The sequence below is a fragment of the Leptobacterium meishanense genome, assembly GCF_037645805.1.
Lineage (GTDB): Bacteria > Bacteroidota > Bacteroidia > Flavobacteriales > Flavobacteriaceae > Leptobacterium_A > Leptobacterium_A meishanense.
Genome location: NZ_JBBEXE010000002.1, coordinates 223,235 through 249,372, shown reverse-complemented (window position 1 = coordinate 249,372; position 26,138 = coordinate 223,235). Strand labels below are relative to the sequence as shown.

Sequence of the window (26,138 nt, the reverse complement as noted above, 5' to 3'; positions counted from 1 at the left end):
GCGACAACAAAGAAGAGAGATTAAAAACCCTCATAACATCAACAAGGAAATACGTGCTTCTGAAGTACGATTGGTTGGTGATAATATAGATATAGGTGTATATTCAATACACAAAGCATTGGAAAAAGCCAATGAATTAGAATTAGATCTCGTTGAAATATCTCCGAATGCTTCTCCTCCCGTTTGTAAAATAATGGACTATAAAAAGTTCCTTTATGAACAAAAAAAGCGGGAAAAGGCATTGAAAGCAAAGGCTTCTAAAGTTGTTATAAAAGAGATTCGCTTTGGCCCACAAACCGATGACCATGATTATGAGTTTAAAAAGAAACATGCCGAACGTTTTTTAAAAGACGGAGCCAAGTTAAAGGCCTATGTGTTTTTTAAAGGCCGTTCCATTGTATACAAAGACCAAGGAGAGATCTTGTTATTGCGATTGGCTTCTGAATTAGAAGAACTAGGAAAAGTAGAACAAATGCCAAAGCTAGAAGGTAAGCGGATGACCATGTTCATAGCACCTAAAAAGCCAAAATAAAAAATCCTGAGTAATTTTTCAGGAATAGATTAAGTGAAATAATTAAAACTAGGAAGAAATGCCTAAAATGAAAACAAAATCCAGCGCAAAGAAGCGGTTTAAGCTTACCGGCTCTGGAAAAATTAAAAGAAAACACGCTTTTAAAAGTCATATCTTGACAAAAAAATCAAAAAAGCGTAAGCTGGCGTTGACACACTCAACACTAGTCCACGAAAGTGATGAAAATAACGTAAAACAACAGCTACGTTTAAAATAAGCTGTTCAAAGTTGGTTCAATAAATTATTGTATAACCCTGGAGTCAGGCTATTGAAGATTCTGAAATTAATACAGAACGCCTGCTACAAAAAAATAAAAATTATGCCAAGATCTGTAAATTCAGTTGCCAAAAGGGCACGAAGAAAAAAAGTGTTAAAACAAGCCAAAGGCTATTTCGGAAGACGTAAAAATGTTTGGACGGTTGCTAAAAATGCAGTTGACAAAGCAATGCAGTATGCCTACAGAGACCGTAGAAACAAGAAACGTTCTTTCAGGGCTTTATGGATTGCACGTATCAATGCCGGTGCAAGAATGCATGGTATGTCATATTCTCAATTCATGGGAAAAGTAAAAGCTAATAACATTACACTTAACCGAAAGGTTTTAGCTGACTTAGCAATGAACCATCCTGAAGCGTTCAAAGCAATCGTAAACAAAGTTAAGTAGCCTGTTTAACCGAATATTATTTCACTTAAAAAGCTGCCTAAAATATTTTAGGCAGCTTTTTATTTATATGCATCCAATTTGTCTAATTGATCTTTAATTTTTTCTTGCCATTCCTTTTGATCTTCGGCATTCATAGAAAAATCAGATTCACTATCATATAACTCTTGCATCTTCTTTAGTTCTTTATTTATTTGGTTGTATATAGCTTTTATTTCCCGCTTTACATTTTCAGTAAATAACATTTCACTTAAGTGTTTCCGAAATTTCCGGGCATGCAGTTCTGTAATATCAAAATGCAATTGCTCATGGGCTAAAACAACTGCATCTACTCTATCAGGATTATACCATGAGTGATCAGGATAAAAAGAAGCTACCACTTTATAATCGACAACAATATCATTTTCACTTCTTATGGTAGCTGACAAATCATATGAAATCCCTGATGCTGTCATAGCCACTACACTTGTATTGTAACGAGGTGTTCCTTTGAAATCTTTCCATGTAAGCCGGTACGCTTCACTCCATACGATTTCCTCTTCGGGAGGAGCAAAAAAACTAAATGCTACTAGTAGTATGAGAGAGAAATACTTCATACACCCCAATTGAATTGTATGTCCATCACTATATCAGGATGTAAACTATAAAACACCGGACAGGTATTTGCTGTGTGCTCCAATATTTTTTGGTTCTTCTCAGAAGTAAAAACAGGAATATCAAACACTACTAGTATCTTCGATATCCTTCTGGGATCTGAAGCCATTATTTTGGTTACAGATGCTATAGCTCCTGTCAAATCTATATCTATATTCTGGGCTTTAATCCCCATAACAGTAAACATACAACTAGCTAATGCAGTGGCTACGGTGTCTGTTGGTGAAAAAGCCTCCCCTTTTCCGTTGTTATCAATAGGAGCATCTGTGATAAATTCGTCACCGGAACGTATATGCGTGCAACGCGTTCTTAAATTACCTTCGTAGGTTACTTTTGAGGTCATTGTTCAATCAACTTTAATTCTAAGTTTTCGTAATACGCTATATAAGAAGCGGTATTGTAGTAGCCTCCGGAAAAGTACCGGTTGTAATTAAATTTATTTTCTACATATACTGTCTCACTTATCTTTTCCGGCCATTTGTGAACATCTTGCTCATAGGCCAATCGCAATAAAATATCCATGGTCAAGTCAAACCCCCTGATAGCATAACGTGTGGGAATTACATGGTACGCTTCTTCATATGCTTTTAAAAAAGGATCTGTCGCAGGTGCTTTTTTATCTACTGTAGGGAAATGGAACTTTAGATTAGACAAGTACACATTTGATATATTATCACTATCAAATGCACTGTTTTTATTCGTAGTGAACAGCATAATATTACATTCTTCCGTCAAAGCAGAATTGAGTACCGATGTAATGTTGGCCAACAAGGAAATGCTTTGCGTTTCTACCACTACCCAGTTGTTGTTTTCTGCAGACAGTAGTGGTTGAATATCTTCTATTTTAATAAACTGATCATCCGTAGGGTCTAAGTAAACTGCTGAAGGAAACCTGTTCAATAATCGCTCTTTTGTAGGTTGGTTGTTTTTATCGGCAATGATGATAAGGTTACTGTCCCCTATTCGTGATTCCATATAGTTCACCATTCTTTCATATAAGACCTCTTCATTAGGGATGGTTAACAAAACATTCTCATTCATGGCCACATTCTTACTAGAAACCGGTGCAAAAACAGGGATATTTACCGTTTTTGATACAGTATTGAATGGTTTAGGGTAAAAAGGCCCTATAATGGCATCGACATTCCTGAAATTACCAAGAGCTAACAACCTTGATACTTTAACCTCACTTGCTTCACTATCATATACTTTGACATTTACTGATATTCCCAGTTTCTTTATAGAATCGAAAGCCATTAATGCCCCTGTATAAAAATCCAATGAATAGTTTAACAGCTTGTTATCCCTAAACGTTTCTTTAAGTTTATCAACAGAGTCCAGTTCAACTTTATTCAACCGGAAAGGCAATATAAAAGCGAGGTTAGGCCTATATTGAGGGTTTATACTGTCTATAAGCGAAAATCGTTCTATAACAAGTGAGTTTTTTATATCAAACCCAGCTGCTTTCTCTTTGGGGAGTTTCAAAATCATCCCTGCCTTAAGACCATTTTTCAGTTCGGGGTTTAAGGAATCTAACACTTCTTCGGAAATATTTAATTTCCGCGTTAGTGAAAACATCGTTTGTTTAGGTTTTACCTGATAAAAAACATATTCATCTGAAGACACAATGCTCAATTGTTTCTCTATTTTAGGTAAATGTAGCGTATCTCCTATTTTCAAGGTATCACCCATTTTAGGATTCATCTTTTGCAATTCGGCAATGGTAATTCCATAACTGTTTGCCAAACCCCACTTGGTTTCTTTGGGCAATACAATATGTATAAGGGTGCTATCGATAATTATAGGATGGTTTTCTTCTACTACACTAGTATTTTTCTGAAATTCAGGTATCCGTATATAGGTTCCTTTTTTTAGCTCTTGGCTATAAAGTTCCCTATTGTATTTTTTGATAGCATCAATAGATACATCATATTTCTTAGAGATGCTGAACAAGGTTTCTTTTCGCTTTACTTTATGTTCCTTAAAGCCAACTGGTTCGGGAGTTGCAGATATAATATTGGTCGGCACATTATTAACTGCCGGAGTTGTTTTTGGAATGATCAGAATCGTATTGGGTCTGACTCCATTTTCTATTTCAGGGTTCAGCTTCAATATATCAGCAGGGGCAATTTTATAATACGCTGCAATACTTTCTAAAGTTTCTCCAGACTTTACTGCATGTGTCTTGAACTGTTGTGCATACAATCCAGAAATACTCATCATTATGCAAGCGATCACTGTTAAAAGTCGGTTCATATGTTTAAGCTTTGGTTATTCCCATTCAATGGTTGCGGGCGGTTTTGAGCTAATATCATATACTACTCTATTAACGCCCTTCACTTTATTTATTATATCATTTGAGACTTTTTGTAAAAAGTTATAGGGCAAATGCACCCAATCAGCCGTCATTCCATCTGTGCTTTCAACAGCTCTCAGGGCTACACATTTTTCATATGTGCGCTCATCGCCCATTACACCTACTGAGTTTACAGGTAACAATATCGCGCCTGCCTGCCATACTTTATCGTACAACCCATTGTTCCTTAATCCATCAATGAAAATGGCATCTACTTCTTGCAATATGCGTACTTTTTCAGCAGTGATATCACCCAAAATCCGGATGGCCAATCCGGGCCCTGGAAAGGGGTGCCTTCCTAAAAGTTCCCCATCAATCCCTAAAGAAGCTCCTACCCTTCGTACCTCATCTTTAAACAACATCCGGAGTGGTTCTACAATTTTCAGTTTCATAAAATCGGGCAATCCACCCACATTATGATGGCTTTTGATGGTAGCTGAAGGACCTTTTACGGAAACTGATTCTATCACATCAGGATAAATCGTTCCTTGTCCCAGCCACTTCACATTCTCTATATGATGTGCCTCATCATCAAAAACTTCAATAAACATACGGCCTATGGCCTTCCGTTTCATTTCTGGGTCATCAATCCCTGCTAATGCATCCAAAAAGCGTGCCGAAGCATCTACGCCTTTTACATTGAGCCCCATTCCCTCATATTGTTTTAGCACATTCCCAAACTCATTTTTACGAAGCAGCCCATTATTCACAAATATGCAATGCAATTGGCCACCAATAGCCTTATGTAATAAAACAGCCGCTACAGTAGAATCAACGCCTCCTGACAGCCCTAAAACTACTTTATCATTGCCAACTTGAGCTTTTAAATCAGCAACGGTCATGTCTACAAAATTATCCGGTGTCCACGTTTGTTTAACTCCTGCTATGTGTACCAAAAAGTTCTCCAGTAACTGTTTCCCATCTGTAGTATGATATACTTCCGGGTGAAATTGGATTGCATACGTGGTTTCTCCTTCTATTTTATAAGCTGCATTAATCACATCAACAGTACTTGCCAAACGAACCGCATTTTTAGGAAGTTCTTTGATCGTATCGCTATGGCTCATCCATACTTGGCTCCCTTCTGAAATGTTCTTGAAAAAGGGTTCTTTGCTTTCAATAAAAGATAAGTTAGCCCGCCCGTATTCGCGAGTATTAGATGGTGTTACATTTCCTCCATTAAAATGGGCTAAATATTGTGCTCCGTAACACACCCCCAGCAATGGTATTCTCCCTTTTATCTCCGAAAGATCGGGATGAGGGGCATCTTCTCCCCTCACAGAAAAGGGAGATCCTGATAAGATAACTGCTTTAAAACCTGAAATGTCTTCAGGGAAGTGGTTATACGGATAAATTTCACAGAAAATGTTCAGCTCGCGAACCCTTCGGGCAATCAGTTGTGTATATTGTGAGCCAAAGTCAAGGATAAGGACATTGTGTTGCATGTGCAAAAATAGCATTTAATGGTAAAAAATGATAGGTCATTTTTTAAATATTTTATTAAAGCTTTTTTTAATATAGCACCCTTACTAGAAAACATCACATACATAAATGCTATCTAAAAGAATAGCTATCTTTGCACCTGCTTACTTGAAAAGAAAATTCATGAACATTCAAGATATTTTATCACAAAAAGTTAAAGAAGCTGTTCAAGTACTATTTGGTGTAGCTATTGAAACGACTGAGTTTCAAGCTACTCGAAAAGATTTTGAAGGTGACATTACATTAGTAATCTTCCCTATGCTGAAAATCATCAAAGGAAACCCTCAACAAATTGGGCAAGCTATTGGTGAGTATTTAGTAATACAAGTAGAAGAAGTTACACGGTTCAATGTAGTAAAAGGGTTCTTGAACTTGGTGATTGCTGATCGTTTTTATTTGAATTTTTTCAGTGGTATTCGAAAAAATAAAGCTTATGGCCTACATAAGCCGTCTGACAATAAAGCGGTAATGGTAGAATATTCTTCTCCCAATACTAACAAACCATTGCACTTAGGCCATATTCGAAACAACTTATTAGGCTATTCGGTAGCAGAAATATTAAAAGCCAGTGGGAAAAAAGTATACAAAACACAAATCATAAACGATAGAGGTATCCATATCTGTAAATCCATGTTGGCATGGAAAAAATTCGGGAATGGAGCAACGCCTGAATCTACTGGATTAAAAGGCGACAAACTAGTAGGTAATTATTATGTAGCCTTTGATAAGGCCTACAAAGCAGAGGTTGAACAATTGGTTGCTGGTGGTAAAGACAAAAAACAGGCCGAAAAAGAAGCGCCTATTTTGGTAGAAGCCCAAAACATGCTCCGAAAATGGGAAACCGGGGATAAAGAAACTGTGCGTTTATGGAAAATGATGAACCAATGGGTATATAATGGTTTTGAGGTGACCTATAAAAATTTAGGTGTTGATTTTGATTCCTATTATTATGAGAGTGACACCTATCTTTTAGGAAAAGATGTTGTTACGAAAGGGCTGGAAAAAGGCATTTTCTATAAAAAGGAAGACGGTAGTGTGTGGATAGACCTTACAGAAGATGGGTTGGATGAAAAGATAGTTTTGCGAGCAGATGGAACAGCGGTTTATATGACACAGGATATCGGAACAGCCATACAGCGTGTAAAAGACCATCCGGATGTGGGGGGCATGGTGTACACCGTAGGCAATGAACAAGATTATCATTTTAAGGTTTTGTTCCTCATTCTTAAAAAATTAGGTTTTGAATGGGCTAAAAACCTTTACCATCTTAGCTATGGAATGGTAGACCTGCCATCAGGGAAGATGAAGAGCCGTGAGGGAACCGTAGTAGATGCAGATGATTTGATTGATGAAATGACGGCAACTGCTAAAACAATCTCCACTGAACTAGGAAAACTCGATGGTTATTCAGAGGCTGATAAAGAAAAATTGCATAAAATTATTGGCTTAGGCGCCTTAAAGTATTATATCCTGAAAGTAGACCCTAAAAAACGTATCCTTTTTGATCCTAAAGAATCGGTTGATTTTCAAGGGAATACAGGGCCTTTTATTCAATATACGTACGCGAGGATACAGTCTATTATACGAAAAGCGGATTTTGATTACGCTGGTGATATTTTACAAATTGAGTTGGATGAAAAAGAAAAGTTGCTTATAAAACAGCTGCGACTTCTCCCTGAAGTTATTCAACATGCTGCGGAAAACTATAGCCCTGCTGTTATTGCTAATTACACCTATGATTTAGTAAAGGAGTTCAATTCTTTCTATCAAAATGTATCTATTCTGGGTGCTGAAGACGAAACGCAGAAAAAATTTAGGATACAGCTTTCTAAAAAAGTGGGAGAAACCATCAAAACTACGTTCCAGTTATTAGGGATTGATGTTCCGGAACGTATGTAAATAAAAATACTAAAATTTTATCCTAAAGCTTATATTGGGTGTTATTCCCAATGATTGACTTTCTAATTGTTGTACTATAGGGCCTTCTGCAATCCTATAATATGTATTCAATGTATTCTTTTTATTCAACACATTAAGTACAGAAGCTCCTAACGTAGCCGATACTTTATTTCCTAATGGAAAATTATAGATCGCAGATACATCTGCCCTTAAAAAGTCATCTAAATTTTCAGCATTTGGGCTCTCATAATTGATTGAAACAGGAACTATATCTTCATTAATAGGGTCATTTCCTAAAGGTTGGGTAAACGGTTTACCGCTTCGCCAATTAACCCCTACTGCTAGCTTAAGTCTATTTACCCTATACGTTCCCGCAAACGTGACTGAATGACGAATATCAGCATTGTTTGGAAATATGGAAGGGGAGAGTCCTGCAAATGTATAGTCATTTTTGGCCAATGAATAGGTCAACCAAGTACTATACCAGTTTGTTTTTTTATTGATTAAAAATTCCAACCCTTTAATATGGTATTCACCAATAGTGTTCACAAATTGATTTTGGTCTTGAAACCCTTGGCTTTGCGTAGTGATCCCGTCTACCTTTTTATAATAAGCTTCTAAGCTTACTAACCATCCTTGATGGTTGTAATCAAAACCTACCGAGCCTTGCATACTGGTAATGATAGGCAATTCTTCTTCATTGGTCAATAACCAACGTCGATTATCTATTCCCAAAAAATCTTCTTGTAAATCAATGACTTGTGATATAAATTGGCTTTTAACCTCTCCTTGAACCTTAACTGAAATAGTCTCAGTCAATTTTTGATTTACATTTAATCGAGGTTCTACGATGAATTTCCCAAATTTCTCAGCATAATTAAGCCGTCCTCCAATTCTCGCATAGGTGCGATCATTGGAATAGGTAATTTCATTAAATAAAGCATGGTTCCTTAAAACATCTTTGGTTATTTGAATGAAGGTCGGGTTGTTAACGTCTACAGCACTAGTGGCCCCCACTTCATAATATTGATAACCGGTTTGAATAGCTATATTATTATTGACATACTCTGACGTTAGTTTAACCCCTGACTCCATAACTTCATTTTCTTGGATAAGTCGCTGGGCATTGTCCACATCAAAATTAACAGCATCAATATTATAGCGGGTGTAGTATCCCGAGAGTTCAGTAGATAGCCTTCGCGACCATTTTCGTTTCCAATTCCCCCCAATACCAAGGTTGGTTTGATTCAAACTACTGGTCTCACTAGAATTGGTATTCAACCCAAACTCTTCATAGGAAAGTTCATTATTGATATTGATAAAACTCAATCGTACCTCATCATCATCAGAAGGGTCAAATAATAATTTTGCCGTATAATCATAGAAAAGAAATTTCTCATCGCCTATCAAATCTCTTTCAACAGTATTTCCATTCTCAATGACTTCAGTATCCTGAAAAGAACGCTGAAAAAATTCTTCAAAAGTGGGCGTGGTAATGTAATCTGTAAAAGAACGCCTCGCAGAAGCTTGAAAAGACCATCCTTCTCCCAATGGAATCATCGCATAAAAATCACCTCCTAACAAATTAAAACCTGCTCCCCCGGAAAACTTCTCTGCTACTTGGTTTCGGGTCTGCATATTAATCGTACTCGATACACCATCATTATACATAGCACTGGTGCCGTTTTTTATCACGTCTACATCTTCAGTAAGATATGGGTTAAAAACAGAAATAAGGCCAAAAAAATGGCCTGTATGGTACATTTTGATCCCGTCCCACAAAATCAAGTTCTGGTCATGTGTCCCTCCCCGAATATTGATATTGGAAATGGTCTCATCTACACTTTCAATTCCGGGAAGTGCCTGTATGGTTTGCAAAACATCCGGTTCTGAAAGCCCCGGAAGAATTCCAAAATCCAAGGGTGTCAATGTAATACTCCCATCTATTTTTTGATTGACCCCACGCGTCAAGTAATTGACAATGACTACTTCGTCCAATTGCTGGGTTTTCGGTAACATATATACTGCTGAACAGTTCCCTTGCTGTACAAACCTTCGCACAGAGATTTCAACAGGCTCATATCCTAAATATTTAATGATCAAAATAGCATCTATAGGTATGTTCTTGAAGGTGAACCCCCCTTTATCATCAGATATGGCACTTTGTATGCCATTAAGAATTTGAATACTAGCTCCTGTTAAAACAGTATTTGTTTTTATATCCCGGACAGTACCGCAAATTGTTTCTACACTGTTTATAGACTTGGTAATAGCAATAAAGCGTTCGTCTACCTTATCAAAATCTAGAAAAGTAGCCTTTTTCAGAGATGCTAATGCAGCATCTAATGTTGTGAATTCTTTTAGGGGAATAATATAAACACCTTCTATGGTGGCATCTTGATAGGAAAATTTCACATCAAAAATTGTTTCAATCTTTGACAATACTATTGATAAAGGCTCTTCCCTTTCTTCATTCGTTTGAGAAATTGCAGAGAAAGAAGTCAAAAAAACAAACAACAACAAAGTTGTTTTGAATAGAACCCTATTCTGCATACAACACTACATTTTTTGGATCTTTAATTATATATTTTAACTGTAGCGGCATGCAAACTGACTTCAATGCCATTTCTAAATTATCATGAGTAAACCCTCCTGTAAAAAAGCTTTTTTGATCAACTCCCTGAGTATTGATTGTAATATTATATTGGCGTTCCATTTCATCTAGCACATAACGAAATGGTACACTTTTAAATATGCTTTCATTATGTATCCATGAAGGGCTTTTCAATACTATACTTTTTTTTCTAACAGATGCTCCATTGTATATCTTAAAACTTTCTCCTTGTGTAAGCATTGTCTTTTTTTCTCCATAAAATACCTTTACTGTTCCTTCAAAACAGACTACCTCAAAAAAACTATCCCTATCCGTTACTGTAAACTGCGTACCTACCACGGTAACTTTTCCTTTATCGGTTAATACGTCAAAGGTACTCCCTTTGGTTACTTTAAAAAAGGCTTCACCCTCTAAAGTGATGCTCCTTTTATCATCCCATGAGTTTTTATTGTAATATGCTTTTGACTTTGCATTCAGTGTTACTTCCGAATTATCTGGAAGCAAAAAAGTGGTATGTTCTGCATAACCTGTAGTAACAGTAATATCTCTGAGTATTAAAAAATAATAGGCTCCGAGTAAAACAGCAAAAACCGCAGCTATTTGCAGCCATTTTTTAAAAGGGTTCAGCCGGATAACTTTTGGTTGTGAAACCTCTGTTGTACGTTGCTTAACTAATTCATAGACTTCTTCAAGGTCATAATCAGGGGCATGTAACTTATCGGTATGCGAAATAATCTTAGCATAAGAAGCATACTCAGGAGATTTTTCAAAAGCTGTCAACTCTTTTTCACTAAGCTGTCCGGAAAGCCATTTCGCTAAATAATTTTCTGTCTTCATTATTTGAGACCCTTTACATTAATATAACATGCTTATGTTAATTTACCCTACCCTTTCTACTTAAATTTTTTCGATTTCTTTTCGTAGCGATTGCAATGCGCCATGTATCCTTTTTTCAACCGCTTTCACAGAAATTCCTATCATATCGGCTATTTCACTATATTTTTTACCATCAACCCTATTCAACAAAAATGCCTCTCGTTGTGCCTCCGTTAATTTATTAATCGCATTTTGTAACTTTTCATGGAACTGCTTCTCTTCCAATACAAATTCAGGGTTTTCATTAGAATGCAGTGTATGGTTGCTTTTTTGATAATTTAATACTACTTTTTGATGTGCTATATCATTCAAAAAAAGATTATTGGCTACTGTATATAAAAAAGATTTGGCCTTCTTCGGAGATACTTTTTTACAGTTTTGCCATAGCTTCACAAAAGCATCCTGTACAATATCATCTGCCTTAGCTTCATTGCCACATTTATAAAAAATAAAATTCCTGATAGTTGTTGCATTTTTTATAAAAACTGCTTGAAAGGTTTTTTCGTTACAAACATGATCGTTTATTTGCTTCATAAAAATAGGTTAAGGGCGCCGCAAGCAAATATATTTAAAATTATATAGTTCTCTACTAGGGTTTTTTTAGTTTAAATTGTTTTATTATATAACAACCTAATTTTTAGCCAATTTTTTAATTAATGAGAAATATATTTTTATTCCTATCATTTTTTCTATCACTCATGTTTATTTCATGTCAGGATGAAATACGTATAGAAAAAATAGACATAGATAAAGACGACATCATTCCTGCTAACTCTACCACAGCTATCCTAATTGAACAACTAACGAGCAAAGATGGTTCTTTTGACAATATTATTGACGGTGCCAGTTGTATAAGTGTTTCTCTTCCTGTGACTGTTAACGCCAATGGGTTGGAGGTAATTGTTGATTCTGAAGAAGGTTTTGATGTCATAGAAGCTATTTTTGATGAGTTTAATGACGATGAAGACAATCTGGACATTACCTTTCCGATTACTATCATATTAACAGATTATTCAGAAGTTGTTATTGAAACCCAAAGCCAACTAGACACTTTTGTTGATCAATGTATAGAAGGAGGGGATGATGATGATATAGAGTGTGCCGATTTTATATACCCTATCACCATTTTTACATTTGACACCAATAGTCAAAATACAGGAACCATTGTCCTTGAAAATGACAAACAATTACATATCTTCATTAGAAATCTTGAAGAAAATGAAATAATAAGCCTGCAATTCCCAGTTACTATAAAATTCTTTGATGAATCTGAAGCAATTGTTAATAACAATGACGAACTGAAAAATGCTTTAGAAAGTGCAAAAAACACTTGTGATGAAGATGATGATAACAACTTTAACGATGATGACTTTACTAAGGACGCCATAGATGCTCTTTTAATAGAATGTGCTTGGGACCTTAAGGATATAAAAAGAAATGGGATCAACTTAGATAACCAGTACGAAGAGTTTCTGCTAACATTTTCAGATGGCGGAACTGTAACTGCTAAAAACTTAGTAGGTGATACTTTTAATGGCACATGGGAAACTTCTATCACTAATGATGGTGTGCTTTTAAACCTCATCTTTAATACCCTAGATGATTTAACATTAGAGTGGTTAGTTAATAGCCCTAGTGCAGATAAAATAGAATTATTTACTACACAAGGTGGGGATGAAATCATTTTAAGACAAAACTGTGATATACTAGCCGACAGTTATACAAGAGATGATTTATTGGCTGTGCTTACTACTGAATGTTTTTGGGTAATTTCAAAAGCACTAATTGGTGGTATCAATTATGAAGACAAATATATTGGAGTTCCATTATCATTTGAAAATGGAGGCTCTGCCAAACTTCGTGAAAAAGGAGAACTTATTAATGGAACTTGGTCCGTTAGCGAAGGAGCAGCTCCAGATCAACTTTTTATCTTTTTTATTACCGCATCTCCACCTGAGTTTAATGGTGGTGGATGGCTTCCTACCAGAGTGGAAAATGATAAGATAATATTAACCAAGTTTGGTGACGAATTGATTCTAAAACGCTTCTGCGAAAATGATCCGGATGCAGACCTGATTGACATAAGAACTAATATGGGCAATGGTGTATGGGAGTTGACACAATACATAGATAAAGGTGTAGATGAAACAAATATGTTTAGCGGGCTTCAGTTTGATTTTGATTATTTTGGAAAAACAGGAGGCTTTGCTGCTGCAATTGGTCAAGGACTTTCATTTGGTTCCTGGCTCACATTAAGAGATGATGATAATCAATTAAAATTCTATCTCAACTCAGAATTAGGAGCACCATACAATGAGTTAAATAAAAGATGGGATATTATAGAAACGGATGCTAACAGAATTGAACTGAGAGACTTTGCAGATGATGGTTCTGTAGAAGCTATACTTGTTCTTGAAAAAATATAACAATATAGTGTTTTAGGTTATCGGTAAAGGTTTTTAAATCTGCCGACTCAAAAGGCTGCTTCTTATAGAAAAGCAGTCTTTTCTTTTTAGTATACCACTTCCATAAAAATTAATTCTCAAATAGCCTGTAAATCATTAAATTTGCACTTCTTCAAAACCAGAAGTTAGTATGTTCGATAATTTAAGTGAAAAACTAGACAAAGCCCTACATGTACTCAAAGGACATGGACAAATCACGGAAATAAATGTTGCTGAAACCCTCAAAGAAGTACGTAGGGCTTTATTAGATGCTGATGTCAATTATAAAACTGCTAAAGAGTTTACCAGCACTGTAAAAGAAAAAGCCCTCGGCCAAAATGTATTGACCACATTGCAACCGGGACAGTTAATGGTGAAGCTTGTAAAAGATGAGCTTACAGAACTCATGGGAGGCGATGCCGCCGGAATCAATTTGTCCGGAACCCCATCCATCATCCTCATGTCAGGGCTACAAGGTTCCGGTAAAACCACTTTTTCAGGAAAATTAGCTAACTACCTTAAAAACAAAAAAACAAAAAACCCACTCCTTGTTGCTTGTGATGTGTACCGCCCTGCAGCTATCAACCAATTGCATGTTGTCGGAGAACAAATAGGCGTTGAAGTCTATTCAGAAGAAGGCAATCAGAATCCGGTAGCCATTGCTAAAAGTGCCGTAGCACACGCCAAAAAAAACGGCCATAATGTAGTCATTATAGATACTGCCGGGCGCCTCGCGGTAGATGAGGAAATGATGACAGAAATTGCCAATATTCACAAAGCCGTTAAGCCGCAAGAGACATTGTTTGTGGTAGATTCCATGACAGGGCAAGATGCTGTCAATACCGCGAAAGCATTTAATGATGTCTTGAATTTTGATGGTGTAATCCTCACCAAACTTGATGGGGATACAAGAGGTGGTGCAGCCCTCTCTATCAAATCTGTAGTCAATAAACCTATTAAATTTATTGGTACCGGTGAAAAAATGGATGCCATCGATGTGTTCTACCCTTCTCGAATGGCTGACCGGATCCTAGGTATGGGAGATGTTGTTTCGCTCGTAGAACGTGCACAAGAACAATTTGATGAAGAAGAAGCCCGCAAACTGCACAAAAAAATTGCAAAAAATCAATTTGGGTTTGACGATTTCCTGAATCAAATTCAACAGATAAAAAAAATGGGAAATATGAAAGACCTCGTCGGAATGATCCCCGGAGCTGCAAAGGCCATGAAAGGGGTTGATATTGACGATGATTCTTTCAAACACATTGAAGCCATTATCCATTCCATGACTTTAAAAGAACGCACACAACCCACTGTTATAAATGGTAGTAGAAAAGCACGGATTGCCAAAGGAAGCGGTACAAGTGTGCAGCAAGTCAACCAATTATTGAAACAGTTCAACCAAATGAGCAAAATGATGAAGATGATGCAAGGGGGCGGAGGCAAAAAAATGATGCAGATGATGAACCGAATGCGATAAAACTAAAAAACACCATAATGACTATTCTGGACGGAAGGAAAATATCCAATCAAATAAAAGAAGAAATTGCAACGGAAGTTGCTGAAATGAAGGCGCGTGGAGAAAAAGTACCTCACCTAGCCGCTATTTTGGTAGGCAATGACGGTGCAAGCCTTACCTATGTGGGCAGTAAAGTAAAAGCCTGTGAACGTGTTGGTTTTGAATCAACACTCGTCAAAATGCCCAATACCACCTCAGAAATAGAACTCCTCCGAAAAATTGACGAACTCAATAAAAATAAAGATATAGATGGGTTCATTGTACAATTACCATTACCTCCACAAATAGATACCCAAAAAGTAATTATGGCAGTTGACCCTGATAAAGATGTGGACGGATTTCACCCCACAAACTTCGGGAAAATGGCATTAGACATGAGTACTTTTATCCCTGCCACTCCTTTCGGGATTTTGGAATTATTGGAACGATACCAAGTAGAAACACAAGGAAAACATACCGTGGTTATAGGCAGAAGCCATATTGTGGGCAGACCCATGAGTATTCTAATGGGGCGAAAAGGATTTCCTGGAAATTCTACCGTTACACTTACCCACAGCCACACCAAAAACATTACCCAAATCACCTCACAAGCTGATATCATTATTTCCGCATTGGGAGTTCCCAATTTTTTAAAAGCAGAAATGGTCAAAGACGATGCCGTCATCATCGACGTAGGGATTACCCGTGTTCCTGATGAATCCGCACTAAAAGGTTACAAAATAGTAGGTGATGTTGACTTTGAAAACGTGTGTAAAAAAGCAAGTTACATTACCCCGGTTCCTGGAGGTGTAGGCCCTATGACCATTGCCATGCTTCTAAAAAATACCTTGTTAGCCAGAGAACAACACAGATCAGTTGAATGAATACAATCTCAAAATGTTAAAAAAAGCAAGTTTTTTACTTCTTTTTTGTAACTTTTTAGCTTTCACAGCTACATAATAGTGTCATAAATTAAACAGTAATAACAACAAATTATGAAACAAATTAAATTAGTAAGCCTTCTTTCTTTGGTCATCGCCTTCCTATGGTCTTGCCAAAAAGAAGAAAAAACAGCATTAACTTCCGGAGTTATGTTAGAAAACATGAATACTTCTGTAAATCCGGGAGATGATTTTACCAAATATGTTAACGGGACATGGATGGAAAAAACAGCAATTCCTGCTGATAAATCAAGATATGGAGCCTTTGATATTCTTAGGGACAACTCTGAGGAAAATGTCAAAAAAATTATCGAAGAATCTGCCGCAGGTACTTTTGAAAAAGGCTCCAATGAACAAAAGGTAGGGGATCTATATAAGTCCTATACCAATATGGACAAAAGAAATGAAATAGGCACAGCCCCTTTAGTGGAAGAATTAGCTAAAATTGAAACCATAACCAATTATGATGATTTAGCTACGTATTTTGCTTATGCCAATAAGGTAGGATACGCTGTGCCACTAAGCATCTTTGTATACCAAGACTTTAAAGACCCTACTATTTATACTGTATATGCATGGCAAGGAGGTATAGGCCTTCCTGAAAGAGAGTACTACCTAGCCCAAGATGCCCGATCAAAAGAAATACGTGAAAAATACGTAGCCCATGTAGCAAAAATGTTCGATTTAGCCGGATTGAAAAATGGGCAAAAAGCTTCCGAAACCATTATGGCGTTGGAAACTACCATTGCTGAACAACATATGAAAAAGGAGGATACCCGAAACATCCAGAAACTGTACAATATGTTTAGTGTATCAGCGCTTCCTGAGATAATGCCTGACTTTAACTGGGGGAATTTTATGAAAGAAGCCGGACTGGAAAAACAAGATAAACTAGGGATAGGAATGCTCGATTACACTAAAGCATTAAATGATATCATTAAGGCTACTCCTATTGCTACATGGAAAACATACCTACAATGGGGTCTAATCAATGGTACAGCTTCAAGGCTTACGGAAGCCATGGATAAGCAAAATTTTGAATTCTATAGTAAAGAATTGCGAGGTGTAGAGGAACAACGTCCCCTGTGGCGAAGAGGTGTTGCTACGGTAAACAGCGTATTGGGAGAAGTCGTGGGAAAAGTATATGTAGAACACTATTTTCCACCGGAAGCAAAAGAGCGTATGGAAGGATTGGTGGGCAACCTACTTAAAGCATATGAGGAAAGCATTAAAGAATTGGACTGGATGAGTGATTCTACCAAAGTGCAAGCTTTGGATAAATTAAGCAAGTTTACACCAAAAATTGGTTATCCAAACAAATGGAAAGATTATTCTAAACTGGATATTGATGCAGAAGACTTGTTTGGCAATCTTAAACGATCCAGTATCGTAGAGTATAATCGACAAATAGACCGTTTGGGAGGTCCTATTGATAAAGAGCTATGGGGAATGACTCCACAGACGGTAAATGCATACTACAATCCAACATTAAATGAAATTGTATTTCCTGCAGCCATTTTGCAACCACCTTTCTTTGACATGAATGCTGATGACGCAATTAACTATGGAGCCATTGGTGCTGTGATTGGCCATGAAATAGGACATGGTTTTGACGACCAAGGCAGTACATTTGATGGAGATGGTATGCTGAGAAATTGGTGGACAGATGCTGATAAAGAAGAATTTAAAAAACGTACAGGTGCATTAGTAGAACAATACAATCAGTTTGAAGTTCTGGATAGTGTTTATGTAAATGGTGCCTTCACACTTGGAGAAAATATTGGTGACCTTGGCGGATTGAGTATTGGTTTAAAGGCATATAAAATGTCTTTAGAAGGTGAAGAAGGGCCCGTTATGGATGGGTTTACAGCGGAACAACGTGTTTTCATTGGTTATGGCCAAGCATTTTTAGGAAAGTATAGAGATGAAGCATTAAGAGTGCAAGTGAAGACCGACCCACACTCACCTGGATATTTTAGGGTAAATGGTGCTGTTAGAAATGTACCTGAATTTTATACAGCTTTTGATGTGAAACCGGAAAACAAACTCTACCTATCTCCTGAGGAGCGGGTAAAGATTTGGTAATAAAAGAAACTGTCTGAAAAATCATGAAAGCTCCAAATATGTCATATTGAGCGTCCCGATAGCTATCGGGACGAAATATTTAATTATCGACAATTATAGAATTCTCGACTGCGCTCGAATTGACAAAAAAAATCACTTTTCAGACAGTTTTATTTTTTTATTTGTTCCTTACTTCTCCTTTACAGAGCAGGTGCTTATGCCAAAGGGTGCATAAAGCGGGCAAAAGCTCACAAAACTAGTTAGTAGAAATACGCCTGCTACCACTAGTAGAACGATTCCCAAAGTTCCTGTAATTACATGTGTAAAGTAAAGTGCCACTATTATGGCTGCAACAATGAAACGGATTATCCTATCCGCATTTCCCATATTTTTTTTCATGATTTATTTGATTTAGTTATACAAAAGATTCCACTATTATAACCACACTTGCTATAATCGTAATACATAAAAGACAGACCAATATTAATTTTAGTGTGTTTTTTCTCATTTGAAATGCTATCTAACAAATATCCATCATTATAATGAGTTATTGTGTAACATAAGTGGCACAAAACAAGTTCCTTAACCTTCTTTCAAAAGAACATAAAGTTAAAATGATTATTTAGCAAATAACTGATCAATATCTTTAAACGCCTTAAATTCAAGTGCATTCCCAGAAGGATCCTTAAAAAACATTGTAGCTTGCTCCCCAACCTGGCCTTCAAAACGTATATACGGTTCTATAATAAATGTAACCCCTTTCTTCTTTAAATCTTCTGCAAATACATGGAATACTTCCCATGGCAGCACTACTCCATAATGCGGTACCGGAACATGTTTCCCATCAACAGGGTTATGATGTGTTTTCGAAGTTGCATCCACAGGTTTATAATGAATCACCAATTGATGCCCAAAAAAGTTAAAATCAACCCAATGTTCACTGCTGCGACCCTCTTCACAACCAATGATTTCTTTATAAAATGTTCTGCATTCCGCTATATCATGAACCGGAATAGCAATATGAAAAGGATTTACAGATGTCATTTTTTATATATTTAATAACAATAAAAATATAAAAAAAGCAAATCAATCAATCCCTCCCTCTAAAGTTTTCTACTTTTTTATTTTAATGCAAAATTAGAAGGTTCTTACCGGTATCTTTTATGATATTGATCATTTTATCTACTGTATTGTTCTTTTATATTCAAAAATATTAATACCTTAACGTAAGATTGTGCTTTCATAAGTTGATTTATGAATAAAAAAATTAAAGCATTTTTTGTTGAAGTTGGAGCGTTGTCCTTCTTTGCCGGCCGTTTCATGAGAGAGGCCGTAAAACCTCCATACGAGTTTGCCGAACTACTCCGGCAAAGTTACCAGATAGGAAACCGATCGCTTACATTAGTAGGTTTGACCGGTTTTATTATTGGACTGGTACTAACATTGCAAACACGCCCAACACTCATAGAATTTGGAGCTGTTTCTTGGATGCCCAATATGGTTGGTATCGCTATTGTAAGAGAAGTAGGTCCTGTGATTACAGCATTGATATGTGCCGGGCGTGTAGCCTCGGGGATTGGTGCAGAACTGGGCTCAATGAAGGTTACCGAGCAAATAGATGCTATGGAAGTATCCGGAACGAATCCTTTTAAATATCTTGTAGTGACCCGGATCATGGCAACTACATTGATGCTCCCTATCCTTGTTGCTTTTGGTGATGTTTTTGCTTTATATGGTTCCTATCTTATAGAAAGCACCAAAGGAGATGTATCATTTCAACTCTATTTCAATAAAGTATTTAGCGCATTGGAGTATGGTGATATAATTCCGGCCATCGTTAAATCTTTCTTTTTTGGATTTGCCATTGGTTTGGTAGGCTGTTTTAAGGGATATTATTGCAAAAAAGGCACTGCTGGTGTGGGCATTGCGGCAAACACTGCTGTAGTGCTAGCATCCATACTTATATTTATCATAGATTTCATTGCTGTATTTGTAGCGGATATTTTTTATGATTTGTAATCAGGAATATGAAACAAAAGGTTGTAATTAACATAAAAGGACTAATAAAACATTTTGGTGACAACCATGTACTCAGAGGTTTTGATATGCAGCTACACGAAGGAGAAAATTTAGTCGTAATGGGCAAATCAGGCTCGGGGAAATCAGTAATGATCAAATGTTTGGTCGGTCTACTGCAACCCGATGCAGGAAGTATTGAAATTATGGGAAGAAATATTGTAGGGCTAAATCAGGAAGAATTGGATTCCCTACGTACAGAAATTGGGTTCCTTTTTCAAGGAAGTGCTTTATATGATTCTATGACGGTACGTGAAAACCTTAAATTTCCAATGAGAAGATCTATTCAGAAAGGTACCGATTCAGATGCATTAGTGATGGAAGCTTTAGAAAATGTCGGTTTGGTACATGCCGTAGATTTAATGCCGGCTGAACTTTCAGGTGGTATGAAAAGGCGGGTAGCTTTAGCACGGGCACTTATTCTAAAACCTAAAATTATTTTATATGATGAGCCTACCAGTGGGCTTGATCCTATAACAGCCAAGGAAATTATTCTGTTAATGATGCGGATTCAAAAAAAATACAATACTTCATCACTCATTATTACCCATGATGTAGATTGTGCCAGGGTTATTTCGAACCGGATGATTCTCTTGGTTGACGGAATTAATTATGCCGAAGGTACTTTTAAAGAACTATCTTCGTCAAGCGATGAAAAAGTAAAAGCGTTTTTTAAATAAAAGATACATGAATAAATCTGCCTCCGAAAAAATAAAACTTGGAATGTTTGTTATTATTGGGCTTGTTTTTATAGCAATAGCTTCTTATTTGATCGGGAATAAACAAAACTTATTTGAAAAAACATTTAAAATCTATGCTGTTTTTAATAATGTAAATGGTCTTCGTTTGGGCAATAATGTTCGGTATTCCGGTATTAATACAGGAAATGTCAACAATATTGAAATGCTAAATGATTCAACTATCATTGTTACAATGACCATAGAGCAGGAAATGATAAAGCATATAAAAAAGAACGCAGTGGCTGCTATAGGTTCTGACGGGCTTGTGGGCAACATGATTATTAATATCATACCGGGCGAAGGTAAAAGCACTGCAATAGCTCCTCGAGATACTATCCGTTCTTATAACAAAGTCCGGACAGATGATATTCTAAATACCTTAAGCGTAACCAATGAAAATGCAGCAACCCTAACAGCTGACCTCTTAAAAATAACTAATAGTATTGTTGAAGGGAAGGGTACTATTGGGATCCTCCTAAACGACACTATAATGGCAGCTGACCTAAAACAAACCATTACCAACTTAAAAGTTACAAGTAAAGAAGCTGCCTACTCTATCAATACACTTAACAAAATAATTGCTTCAGTAGACTATAAAGAAACTGTAGCTGGTGTCCTCTTAAGCGATACTGTTTCTGGAAAGCAGATAAAATCATTGATTACCAATTTGCATAGCTCTAGTGAAGGGATCACTATTGCTACAGAAAATTTGAATACCATCCTTAAAAATATAGAAGAAGGGGAAGGGGCTATTAACTACCTAGCTAATGATCCTATCTTTGTACAGCGATTGGATTCAACCATGAAAAACATCAACGAAGGCAGTAAACGGTTTAATGAGAACATGGAAGCACTGAAGCACAATTTTCTTTTCAGGGGCTATTTCAGAAGATTAGAGAAGAAAAATAAAAAAGAATAGCGGTATTTAAGTAGTTCTTTTTTCTATAGCTTTTTCACCAAGCCACCAACGTGTTTTGTATGGCTTTTCTACCAATCCAAACTTTTTTACGGCATGTACTTTTAAATGGGCAACCATTTCATCCACAGAATCAGTTATAAATAAAAGTTTTTGATCTTCTTGGTCAATACTTTCGTTTTCTGTCATAATTTGTATATGATGGTATAGCTCTTTGTGATATTCTTTTCCAAAAATTACCACAGGGAAGTGTTTGATCATTTTTGTCTGTATGAGTGTAAGCGACTCAAAAAGCTCATCAAGTGTTCCAATACCTCCGGGCATTACCACAAAAGCATATGAATATTTTATCAATAGAAATTTACGAACAAAAAAATACGGGATGTTAATCCACTTATGAAGGTATGGGTTTGGATCCTGTTCATGTGGTAAAATAATATTGCATCCTACAGAATGCCCTCCAGATTCATATGCTCCCTTATTGGCTGCTTCCATAATTCCAGGGCCTCCTCCGGTCATTACCGTAAATCCCATGTTGGCCAAAGCCTTTCCTACTTCTTCAGCTTGCTTATAATGTAAATTGTCCGGCTCAAAACGCGCAGAGCCAAACACCGTTACACACGGACCTAAAAAGTGCATCTTCCGAAAGCCTCTTATAAAGTGATATTGTACTTTTAATGTAAAAATAAATTCTTTCCAACGGGTTCGGGGCCCTTTTAAAAAAGAACCTTCTTCTGTTAAAAATACTTTCTCGTTATTCGTTTTCTTGCTCATGTGAATACAGATTTAAGGTGTACTTTTTATCGTTTTATCAAAGTTATTGATAATATAGTATATGTTCAATTTAAGATGGTTCCATCTCCCATTTCGATAATCCGGTCCGTCTTTTCTGCAAAATCCATATCATGTGTAACAACCAGTAAAGACAATCCTTGTTCTTGACTCAATTGCCTGAAGACATTGAATACATTCTCTGCATTATGGCTGTCTAAATTCCCTGTAGGTTCATCTCCCATTACAATGGATGGGTTGTTAATTAATGCACGGGCAATAGCTACACGTTGTTTTTCTCCTCCGGATATCCTTGAAGCTTTTTTCTTAGCTAAATGTCCTATCTCTAAAATATTTAGTTTATTCATTGCATCCTGTTCTATCTCTATAACTGTTTTTTTTCCTAATTTTTTAGCTGGGAGCATCACATTTTCCATAACGCTAAACTCCGATAGCAAATAATGAAATTGAAATACAAAACCTATATGCCTATTTCTAATTACAGAAAGTTCACGATGGTGCTTCCCCGTAACTTTTTCGCCATTTATAAACAATTCTCCTTCATAATCTGTATCCATTGTAGATAGAATGTACAATAAAGTAGATTTTCCACACCCTGATTTTCCCATGATAGAAGCAAATTCACCTCTTTTTACCTCAAAATTAATATCTTTAAGCACATGGAAAAGTACTGGCTTTTTAAAATATTTATTGATGTTTCTTGCTTCTAATACGGTGTCCATTTTTTAATCTTATTGCCCTCTTATAATCCTTACAGGGTCTATCCCTTTGGCCTTTTGAGATGGTAAGTATCCAGCCAAAAAAGTGGCCACTATGGCAAAAGTAATCCCTATTGCATAATATGATGGGTTATAGTTAATCGGATAGGTCTTTATAGTAGGTAGTGCTTCTGTCTCAAAAGGCACTGTATCTATAAAAGAAGCAAGGGCATACCCTATAAAAAGCCCTAATATGCCTCCTATAATCCCAATAATCATAGCTTGACTCAAAAAAATATACTGTACATCTTTTCCTGAAAAACCGGTTGCTTTTAAAATAGCAATGTCATTCATCTTCTCATAAATAAGCATATTGAGGATATTGTAAATACCAAAACCGGCAACAATAAGCAATGTAATTGAGACTGCGTATGTAATAAGGTTTCTAATGTTAGAACCTGTTTCAAACTGAGCATTAGCTGTATTAACATCTATTGCCGTAAGTTTAAATTGTTTTTCTATCGTTTTGGCCATAGGGGTTGCTTCATTAATGTCATGAAGTTTTACATTAATATCGGTAATATAGTTTTCCGCTTCCCCAAGGATACGTTGCACCGTTTTTATATTTGCATAACTTTGAATATTATCAATATCAGCAATCCCACTTTGATAGATGCCCACTATTTTTAAGGGGAAAACAGCTCCTCTCACAGTACTTATTTGAACACGGTCTCCCACATCAAGCGACATTTTATAGGCAATTCCGGCACCTATTAAGATAGCGTTGTCGCCCTTTTCCAAATCTTCTGGTGTCCCTTTTATGATATATTCATCGAAGTTAAATAACCGTGCTTCATCTATTGCATTAATTCCACTTAAATTTCCTCCTATTTCTATTGAACCTGCTATATAAAAAATTTGTGCCTGAAGTTGTGGAATAGCCCCTTTCACCCTTTTATCTTTATTTAGATAATTAATGATAGGAAGGGCATTATGGATTTTAGCAGGGTTTTGTTTAGGTTTGACCGAGTGTATTATTTTATGGCTGTTTTCAAAAGCAGTATATAGGTCTACCGGTTGTTTTTCTGAAGGTTTTATCTCATTGTATATATGTACGTGGGGGGTTCGGTTTAGTACAAGCCCATCTAACATTTCATTAAGCCCTGTCATAAAGCTCACTAAGGTAATATAAGCTCCTATGCCGAACATTACACCAAGTGCTGCTGTAGTAGTTTGTTTCCTTCTACTAATCAGATGCGTTTTGGCAATGCTTAATATAACGCTCCAATTCATCAGTCCTCGGGTTTATATATGTGGGTTTCTTTATTAATCCCTGAAATAACTTCTACAACATCCATATTGTGTAATCCGGTGACAATAGTTATAACCCCTCTCGCTGTTTTTACCTGATTTGTACCTATAAGATATACTTTAGGAATAGTAAGTACATTTTCTTTTTTGGCAATAATTATATTTCCTTCACCTGATAAACCGGGGTATAATACATCCGGTTGCCCCTTAAAAACTGCCTCTACGGTAAATGTTTGCGAGCGTTCATCTTTTTTAGGGTATATTTTATGGACTATTGCCTCAAAGACCGTAGCGTTATAGGCCTCTAATGTTACCAATACCGGTTGCCCTATAGCTACTTTCACAATATCTACCTCATCAACCAACATCTCAATAACAAAAGTATCTGTCCTGCCTATAGATGCCAATGGTTGCTGTGTTGTTATTGATTCTCCTGGGTTTTTATACAAGGCATACACTGTTCCATTTATTTTACTGGCAACCGTATAGTCATCTGTTGTTATAAGTGCCGTTTTATAATTGTTTTTTGCTTGCTCTAAAGCACTTTGCAACTCATTCTTTGTAGTTTTGTACCTGCTTTTAAGCAACCTAAGTGTATTGGCTGATAATTCATAACGAAGTTTTTTTGCATCAAAAGTTTCTTTAGTCCCTATATTTTGCTCCCATAGGTTTTTCTGCCGAAAATAGTTGATAGAATCATTTTGGTACTGAAGAAGTGCTGTCTTTATTTCTGTTTCCAACTGTGTTAATAGCGTTGCACTCCCTTTATAGTTTTTTTGAGCCAATTCTAATGCTAAACGAGCATTTTCCGTATTGAGTTTTGGCGTATTATTAATAACCTGAAGGATTGGAGTCCCCACAAGAACAGTATCATTTTCTTCCACCAGGTTCTTATCCAATATACCACCTACAGCACTATAAACTTCATACAAACTGTCCGGTTGGACAGTAACCGATGCATAAACTGATTCAACCAAATCGGTTACAGTTGGTTTTATATATGACTGATTTTTATTACAAGAAACTAAAAGAATAAAAAAAACTATTAATGAATAGAACAACTTCAATGCAAATCATTTTTTAATTAAGAGGTTAAATTACGAAGAAAATAAATGCATGAGAAATGACAGATATCATAACTTATGTAAAAGTGCTTTTTCATTCTTTTATTCTTCTTCTCTATTAGCTATTTCTATAGAAAAAGCAGGTAAACAAACAGCTACATATTCACAAGGTTCATCAAATGGATTGGAATATTGAACCCGCGTATGTTTTTCAATTTTAATGGATTGCCCTGCCTCCAAAACAACAATTTTATCCTCAATATTAAATTGCTTTTTACCTTTTAAAATTAGCGTATATTCATCAAATTCAGGGGTTTGAAAAGGCTCGCTCCACCCAGGAGGTGCTACCATCCGGGCAATGCTTATATCGGTATTTCCATCGGTGGCATTGCCAAAATGTTCCTCAATATGTTTACCATCATCAGTCGGAACAACAAAGGGTGTTTTTTGAATAGTATGGCTTTTTTTCATTTAATTATAA

The 26,138-nt window shown here is 36.4% G+C and carries 25 protein-coding genes; 11 read left to right on the top strand and 14 right to left on the bottom strand.

Translation table 11 applies throughout. From position 1 onward, the window contains the following. The first annotated feature begins 37 nt into the window (after positions 1 to 37). From infC to rplT, 3 genes are all read left to right on the top strand, one after another. Positions 38 to 532 (top strand): translation initiation factor IF-3, encoded by a 495-nt coding sequence (gene infC / locus WBG21_RS03275; RefSeq protein ID WP_340075107.1) that lies wholly within the window; start codon positions 38 to 40, stop codon positions 530 to 532. Between the two features lie 58 nt (positions 533 to 590). Next, complete coding sequence (rpmI, locus tag WBG21_RS03270; RefSeq protein WP_340074771.1) at positions 591 to 788, top strand: 50S ribosomal protein L35; 198 nt, start codon at positions 591 to 593, stop codon at positions 786 to 788. A 102-nt stretch (positions 789 to 890) separates the two neighbouring features. Further along, complete coding sequence (gene rplT, locus WBG21_RS03265; protein WP_340074769.1) at positions 891 to 1,235, top strand: 50S ribosomal protein L20; 345 nt, start codon at positions 891 to 893, stop codon at positions 1,233 to 1,235. Positions 1,236 to 1,294: 59 nt separating this feature from the next. Here rplT and WBG21_RS03260 read toward each other — a convergent pair whose 3' ends face one another. From WBG21_RS03260 to guaA, 4 genes are read right to left on the bottom strand one after another with little or no spacing between them, the layout of a single operon-like run. Continuing rightward, the gene (locus tag WBG21_RS03260; RefSeq protein WP_340074767.1) at positions 1,295 to 1,828 is read right to left on the bottom strand and encodes a DUF922 domain-containing protein; all 534 of its coding nucleotides are present in this window, start codon (positions 1,826 to 1,828) and stop codon (positions 1,295 to 1,297) included. After that, the gene (locus WBG21_RS03255) at positions 1,825 to 2,229 is read right to left on the bottom strand and encodes an OsmC family protein (protein ID WP_340074765.1); all 405 of its coding nucleotides are present in this window, start codon (positions 2,227 to 2,229) and stop codon (positions 1,825 to 1,827) included. The genes WBG21_RS03260 and WBG21_RS03255 overlap by 4 nt, the downstream gene beginning before the upstream one ends. Next, positions 2,226 to 4,142 (bottom strand): LysM peptidoglycan-binding domain-containing protein, encoded by a 1,917-nt coding sequence (locus tag WBG21_RS03250; protein WP_340074763.1) that lies wholly within the window; start codon positions 4,140 to 4,142, stop codon positions 2,226 to 2,228. Before WBG21_RS03250 ends, WBG21_RS03255 begins: the two co-directional genes overlap by 4 nt. 15 nt (positions 4,143 to 4,157) lie before the next feature. Next, positions 4,158 to 5,687 carry a glutamine-hydrolyzing GMP synthase gene (guaA, locus tag WBG21_RS03245; protein WP_340074761.1) on the bottom strand — a complete coding sequence of 510 codons (1,530 nt, stop codon included), beginning with the start codon at positions 5,685 to 5,687 and terminating at the stop codon, positions 4,158 to 4,160. Between the two features lie 160 nt (positions 5,688 to 5,847). On the opposite strand from guaA, the gene argS reads away from it, so the two are divergent. Further along, a complete protein-coding gene (argS, locus tag WBG21_RS03240; RefSeq protein WP_340074759.1) occupies positions 5,848 to 7,623 on the top strand; it encodes an arginine--tRNA ligase in 1,776 nt (591 codons plus the stop codon). 9 nt (positions 7,624 to 7,632) lie between these two features. Here the strand turns inward: argS and WBG21_RS03235 are convergent, their stop codons facing one another. From WBG21_RS03235 to WBG21_RS03225, 3 genes are read right to left on the bottom strand one after another with little or no spacing between them, the layout of a single operon-like run. Beyond that, complete coding sequence (locus WBG21_RS03235; RefSeq protein ID WP_340074757.1) at positions 7,633 to 10,176, bottom strand: TonB-dependent receptor; 2,544 nt, start codon at positions 10,174 to 10,176, stop codon at positions 7,633 to 7,635. Continuing rightward, complete coding sequence (locus WBG21_RS03230; protein ID WP_340074755.1) at positions 10,166 to 11,074, bottom strand: FecR family protein; 909 nt, start codon at positions 11,072 to 11,074, stop codon at positions 10,166 to 10,168. Before WBG21_RS03230 ends, WBG21_RS03235 begins: the two co-directional genes overlap by 11 nt. A gap of 60 nt (positions 11,075 to 11,134) precedes the next feature. Further along, entirely contained in the window at positions 11,135 to 11,647 is a 513-nt protein-coding gene (locus tag WBG21_RS03225) for an RNA polymerase sigma factor (protein ID WP_340074753.1), read from the bottom strand. 122 nt (positions 11,648 to 11,769) lie between these two features. Here WBG21_RS03225 and WBG21_RS03220 point away from each other — a divergent pair, with 122 nt between their 5' ends. From WBG21_RS03220 to WBG21_RS03205, 4 genes are all read left to right on the top strand, one after another. Continuing rightward, positions 11,770 to 13,539 (top strand): hypothetical protein, encoded by a 1,770-nt coding sequence (locus tag WBG21_RS03220; protein WP_340074751.1) that lies wholly within the window; start codon positions 11,770 to 11,772, stop codon positions 13,537 to 13,539. A gap of 169 nt (positions 13,540 to 13,708) precedes the next feature. After that, positions 13,709 to 15,037, top strand: coding sequence for a signal recognition particle protein (gene ffh / locus WBG21_RS03215; protein WP_340074749.1), 1,329 nt, complete (start codon positions 13,709 to 13,711; stop codon positions 15,035 to 15,037). Between the two features lie 17 nt (positions 15,038 to 15,054). Further along, complete coding sequence (locus tag WBG21_RS03210; protein ID WP_340074747.1) at positions 15,055 to 15,939, top strand: bifunctional 5,10-methylenetetrahydrofolate dehydrogenase/5,10-methenyltetrahydrofolate cyclohydrolase; 885 nt, start codon at positions 15,055 to 15,057, stop codon at positions 15,937 to 15,939. A gap of 111 nt (positions 15,940 to 16,050) precedes the next feature. Beyond that, on the top strand, positions 16,051 to 18,081 hold the full coding sequence (locus tag WBG21_RS03205) for a M13 family metallopeptidase (RefSeq protein WP_340074745.1): 2,031 nt from the start codon (positions 16,051 to 16,053) through the stop codon (positions 18,079 to 18,081). Positions 18,082 to 18,249: 168 nt separating this feature from the next. Here the strand turns inward: WBG21_RS03205 and WBG21_RS03200 are convergent, their stop codons facing one another. Continuing rightward, a complete protein-coding gene (locus WBG21_RS03200; RefSeq protein WP_340074743.1) occupies positions 18,250 to 18,459 on the bottom strand; it encodes a YgaP family membrane protein in 210 nt (69 codons plus the stop codon). 219 nt (positions 18,460 to 18,678) lie between these two features. Continuing rightward, positions 18,679 to 19,104: a VOC family protein gene (locus tag WBG21_RS03195; protein WP_340074741.1), complete on the bottom strand. Its 426-nt coding sequence runs from the start codon at positions 19,102 to 19,104 to the stop codon at positions 18,679 to 18,681. Between the two features lie 210 nt (positions 19,105 to 19,314). On the opposite strand from WBG21_RS03195, the gene WBG21_RS03190 reads away from it, so the two are divergent. From WBG21_RS03190 to WBG21_RS03180, 3 genes are read left to right on the top strand one after another with little or no spacing between them, the layout of a single operon-like run. Continuing rightward, on the top strand, positions 19,315 to 20,079 hold the full coding sequence (locus tag WBG21_RS03190; RefSeq protein ID WP_340074739.1) for an MlaE family ABC transporter permease: 765 nt from the start codon (positions 19,315 to 19,317) through the stop codon (positions 20,077 to 20,079). Between the two features lie 8 nt (positions 20,080 to 20,087). Further along, positions 20,088 to 20,816 (top strand): ABC transporter ATP-binding protein, encoded by a 729-nt coding sequence (locus tag WBG21_RS03185; protein WP_340074737.1) that lies wholly within the window; start codon positions 20,088 to 20,090, stop codon positions 20,814 to 20,816. A 7-nt stretch (positions 20,817 to 20,823) separates the two neighbouring features. Further along, complete coding sequence (locus tag WBG21_RS03180) at positions 20,824 to 21,795, top strand: MlaD family protein (RefSeq protein WP_340074735.1); 972 nt, start codon at positions 20,824 to 20,826, stop codon at positions 21,793 to 21,795. 6 nt (positions 21,796 to 21,801) lie between these two features. Here WBG21_RS03180 and WBG21_RS03175 read toward each other — a convergent pair whose 3' ends face one another. The 5 genes from WBG21_RS03175 to WBG21_RS03155 form a co-directional block, all read right to left on the bottom strand. Continuing rightward, the gene (locus WBG21_RS03175) at positions 21,802 to 22,566 is read right to left on the bottom strand and encodes an LOG family protein (protein ID WP_340074733.1); all 765 of its coding nucleotides are present in this window, start codon (positions 22,564 to 22,566) and stop codon (positions 21,802 to 21,804) included. A 65-nt stretch (positions 22,567 to 22,631) separates the two neighbouring features. Continuing rightward, positions 22,632 to 23,306: an ABC transporter ATP-binding protein gene (locus tag WBG21_RS03170; RefSeq protein ID WP_340074731.1), complete on the bottom strand. Its 675-nt coding sequence runs from the start codon at positions 23,304 to 23,306 to the stop codon at positions 22,632 to 22,634. Positions 23,307 to 23,315: 9 nt separating this feature from the next. Then, positions 23,316 to 24,578 carry an ABC transporter permease gene (locus tag WBG21_RS03165; RefSeq protein ID WP_340075105.1) on the bottom strand — a complete coding sequence of 421 codons (1,263 nt, stop codon included), beginning with the start codon at positions 24,576 to 24,578 and terminating at the stop codon, positions 23,316 to 23,318. Then, positions 24,575 to 25,570 (bottom strand): efflux RND transporter periplasmic adaptor subunit, encoded by a 996-nt coding sequence (locus tag WBG21_RS03160; RefSeq protein ID WP_340074729.1) that lies wholly within the window; start codon positions 25,568 to 25,570, stop codon positions 24,575 to 24,577. The genes WBG21_RS03165 and WBG21_RS03160 overlap by 4 nt, the downstream gene beginning before the upstream one ends. A gap of 189 nt (positions 25,571 to 25,759) precedes the next feature. After that, on the bottom strand, positions 25,760 to 26,128 hold the full coding sequence (locus WBG21_RS03155; protein ID WP_340074727.1) for a cupin domain-containing protein: 369 nt from the start codon (positions 26,126 to 26,128) through the stop codon (positions 25,760 to 25,762). Positions 26,129 to 26,138 lie beyond the last annotated feature (10 nt).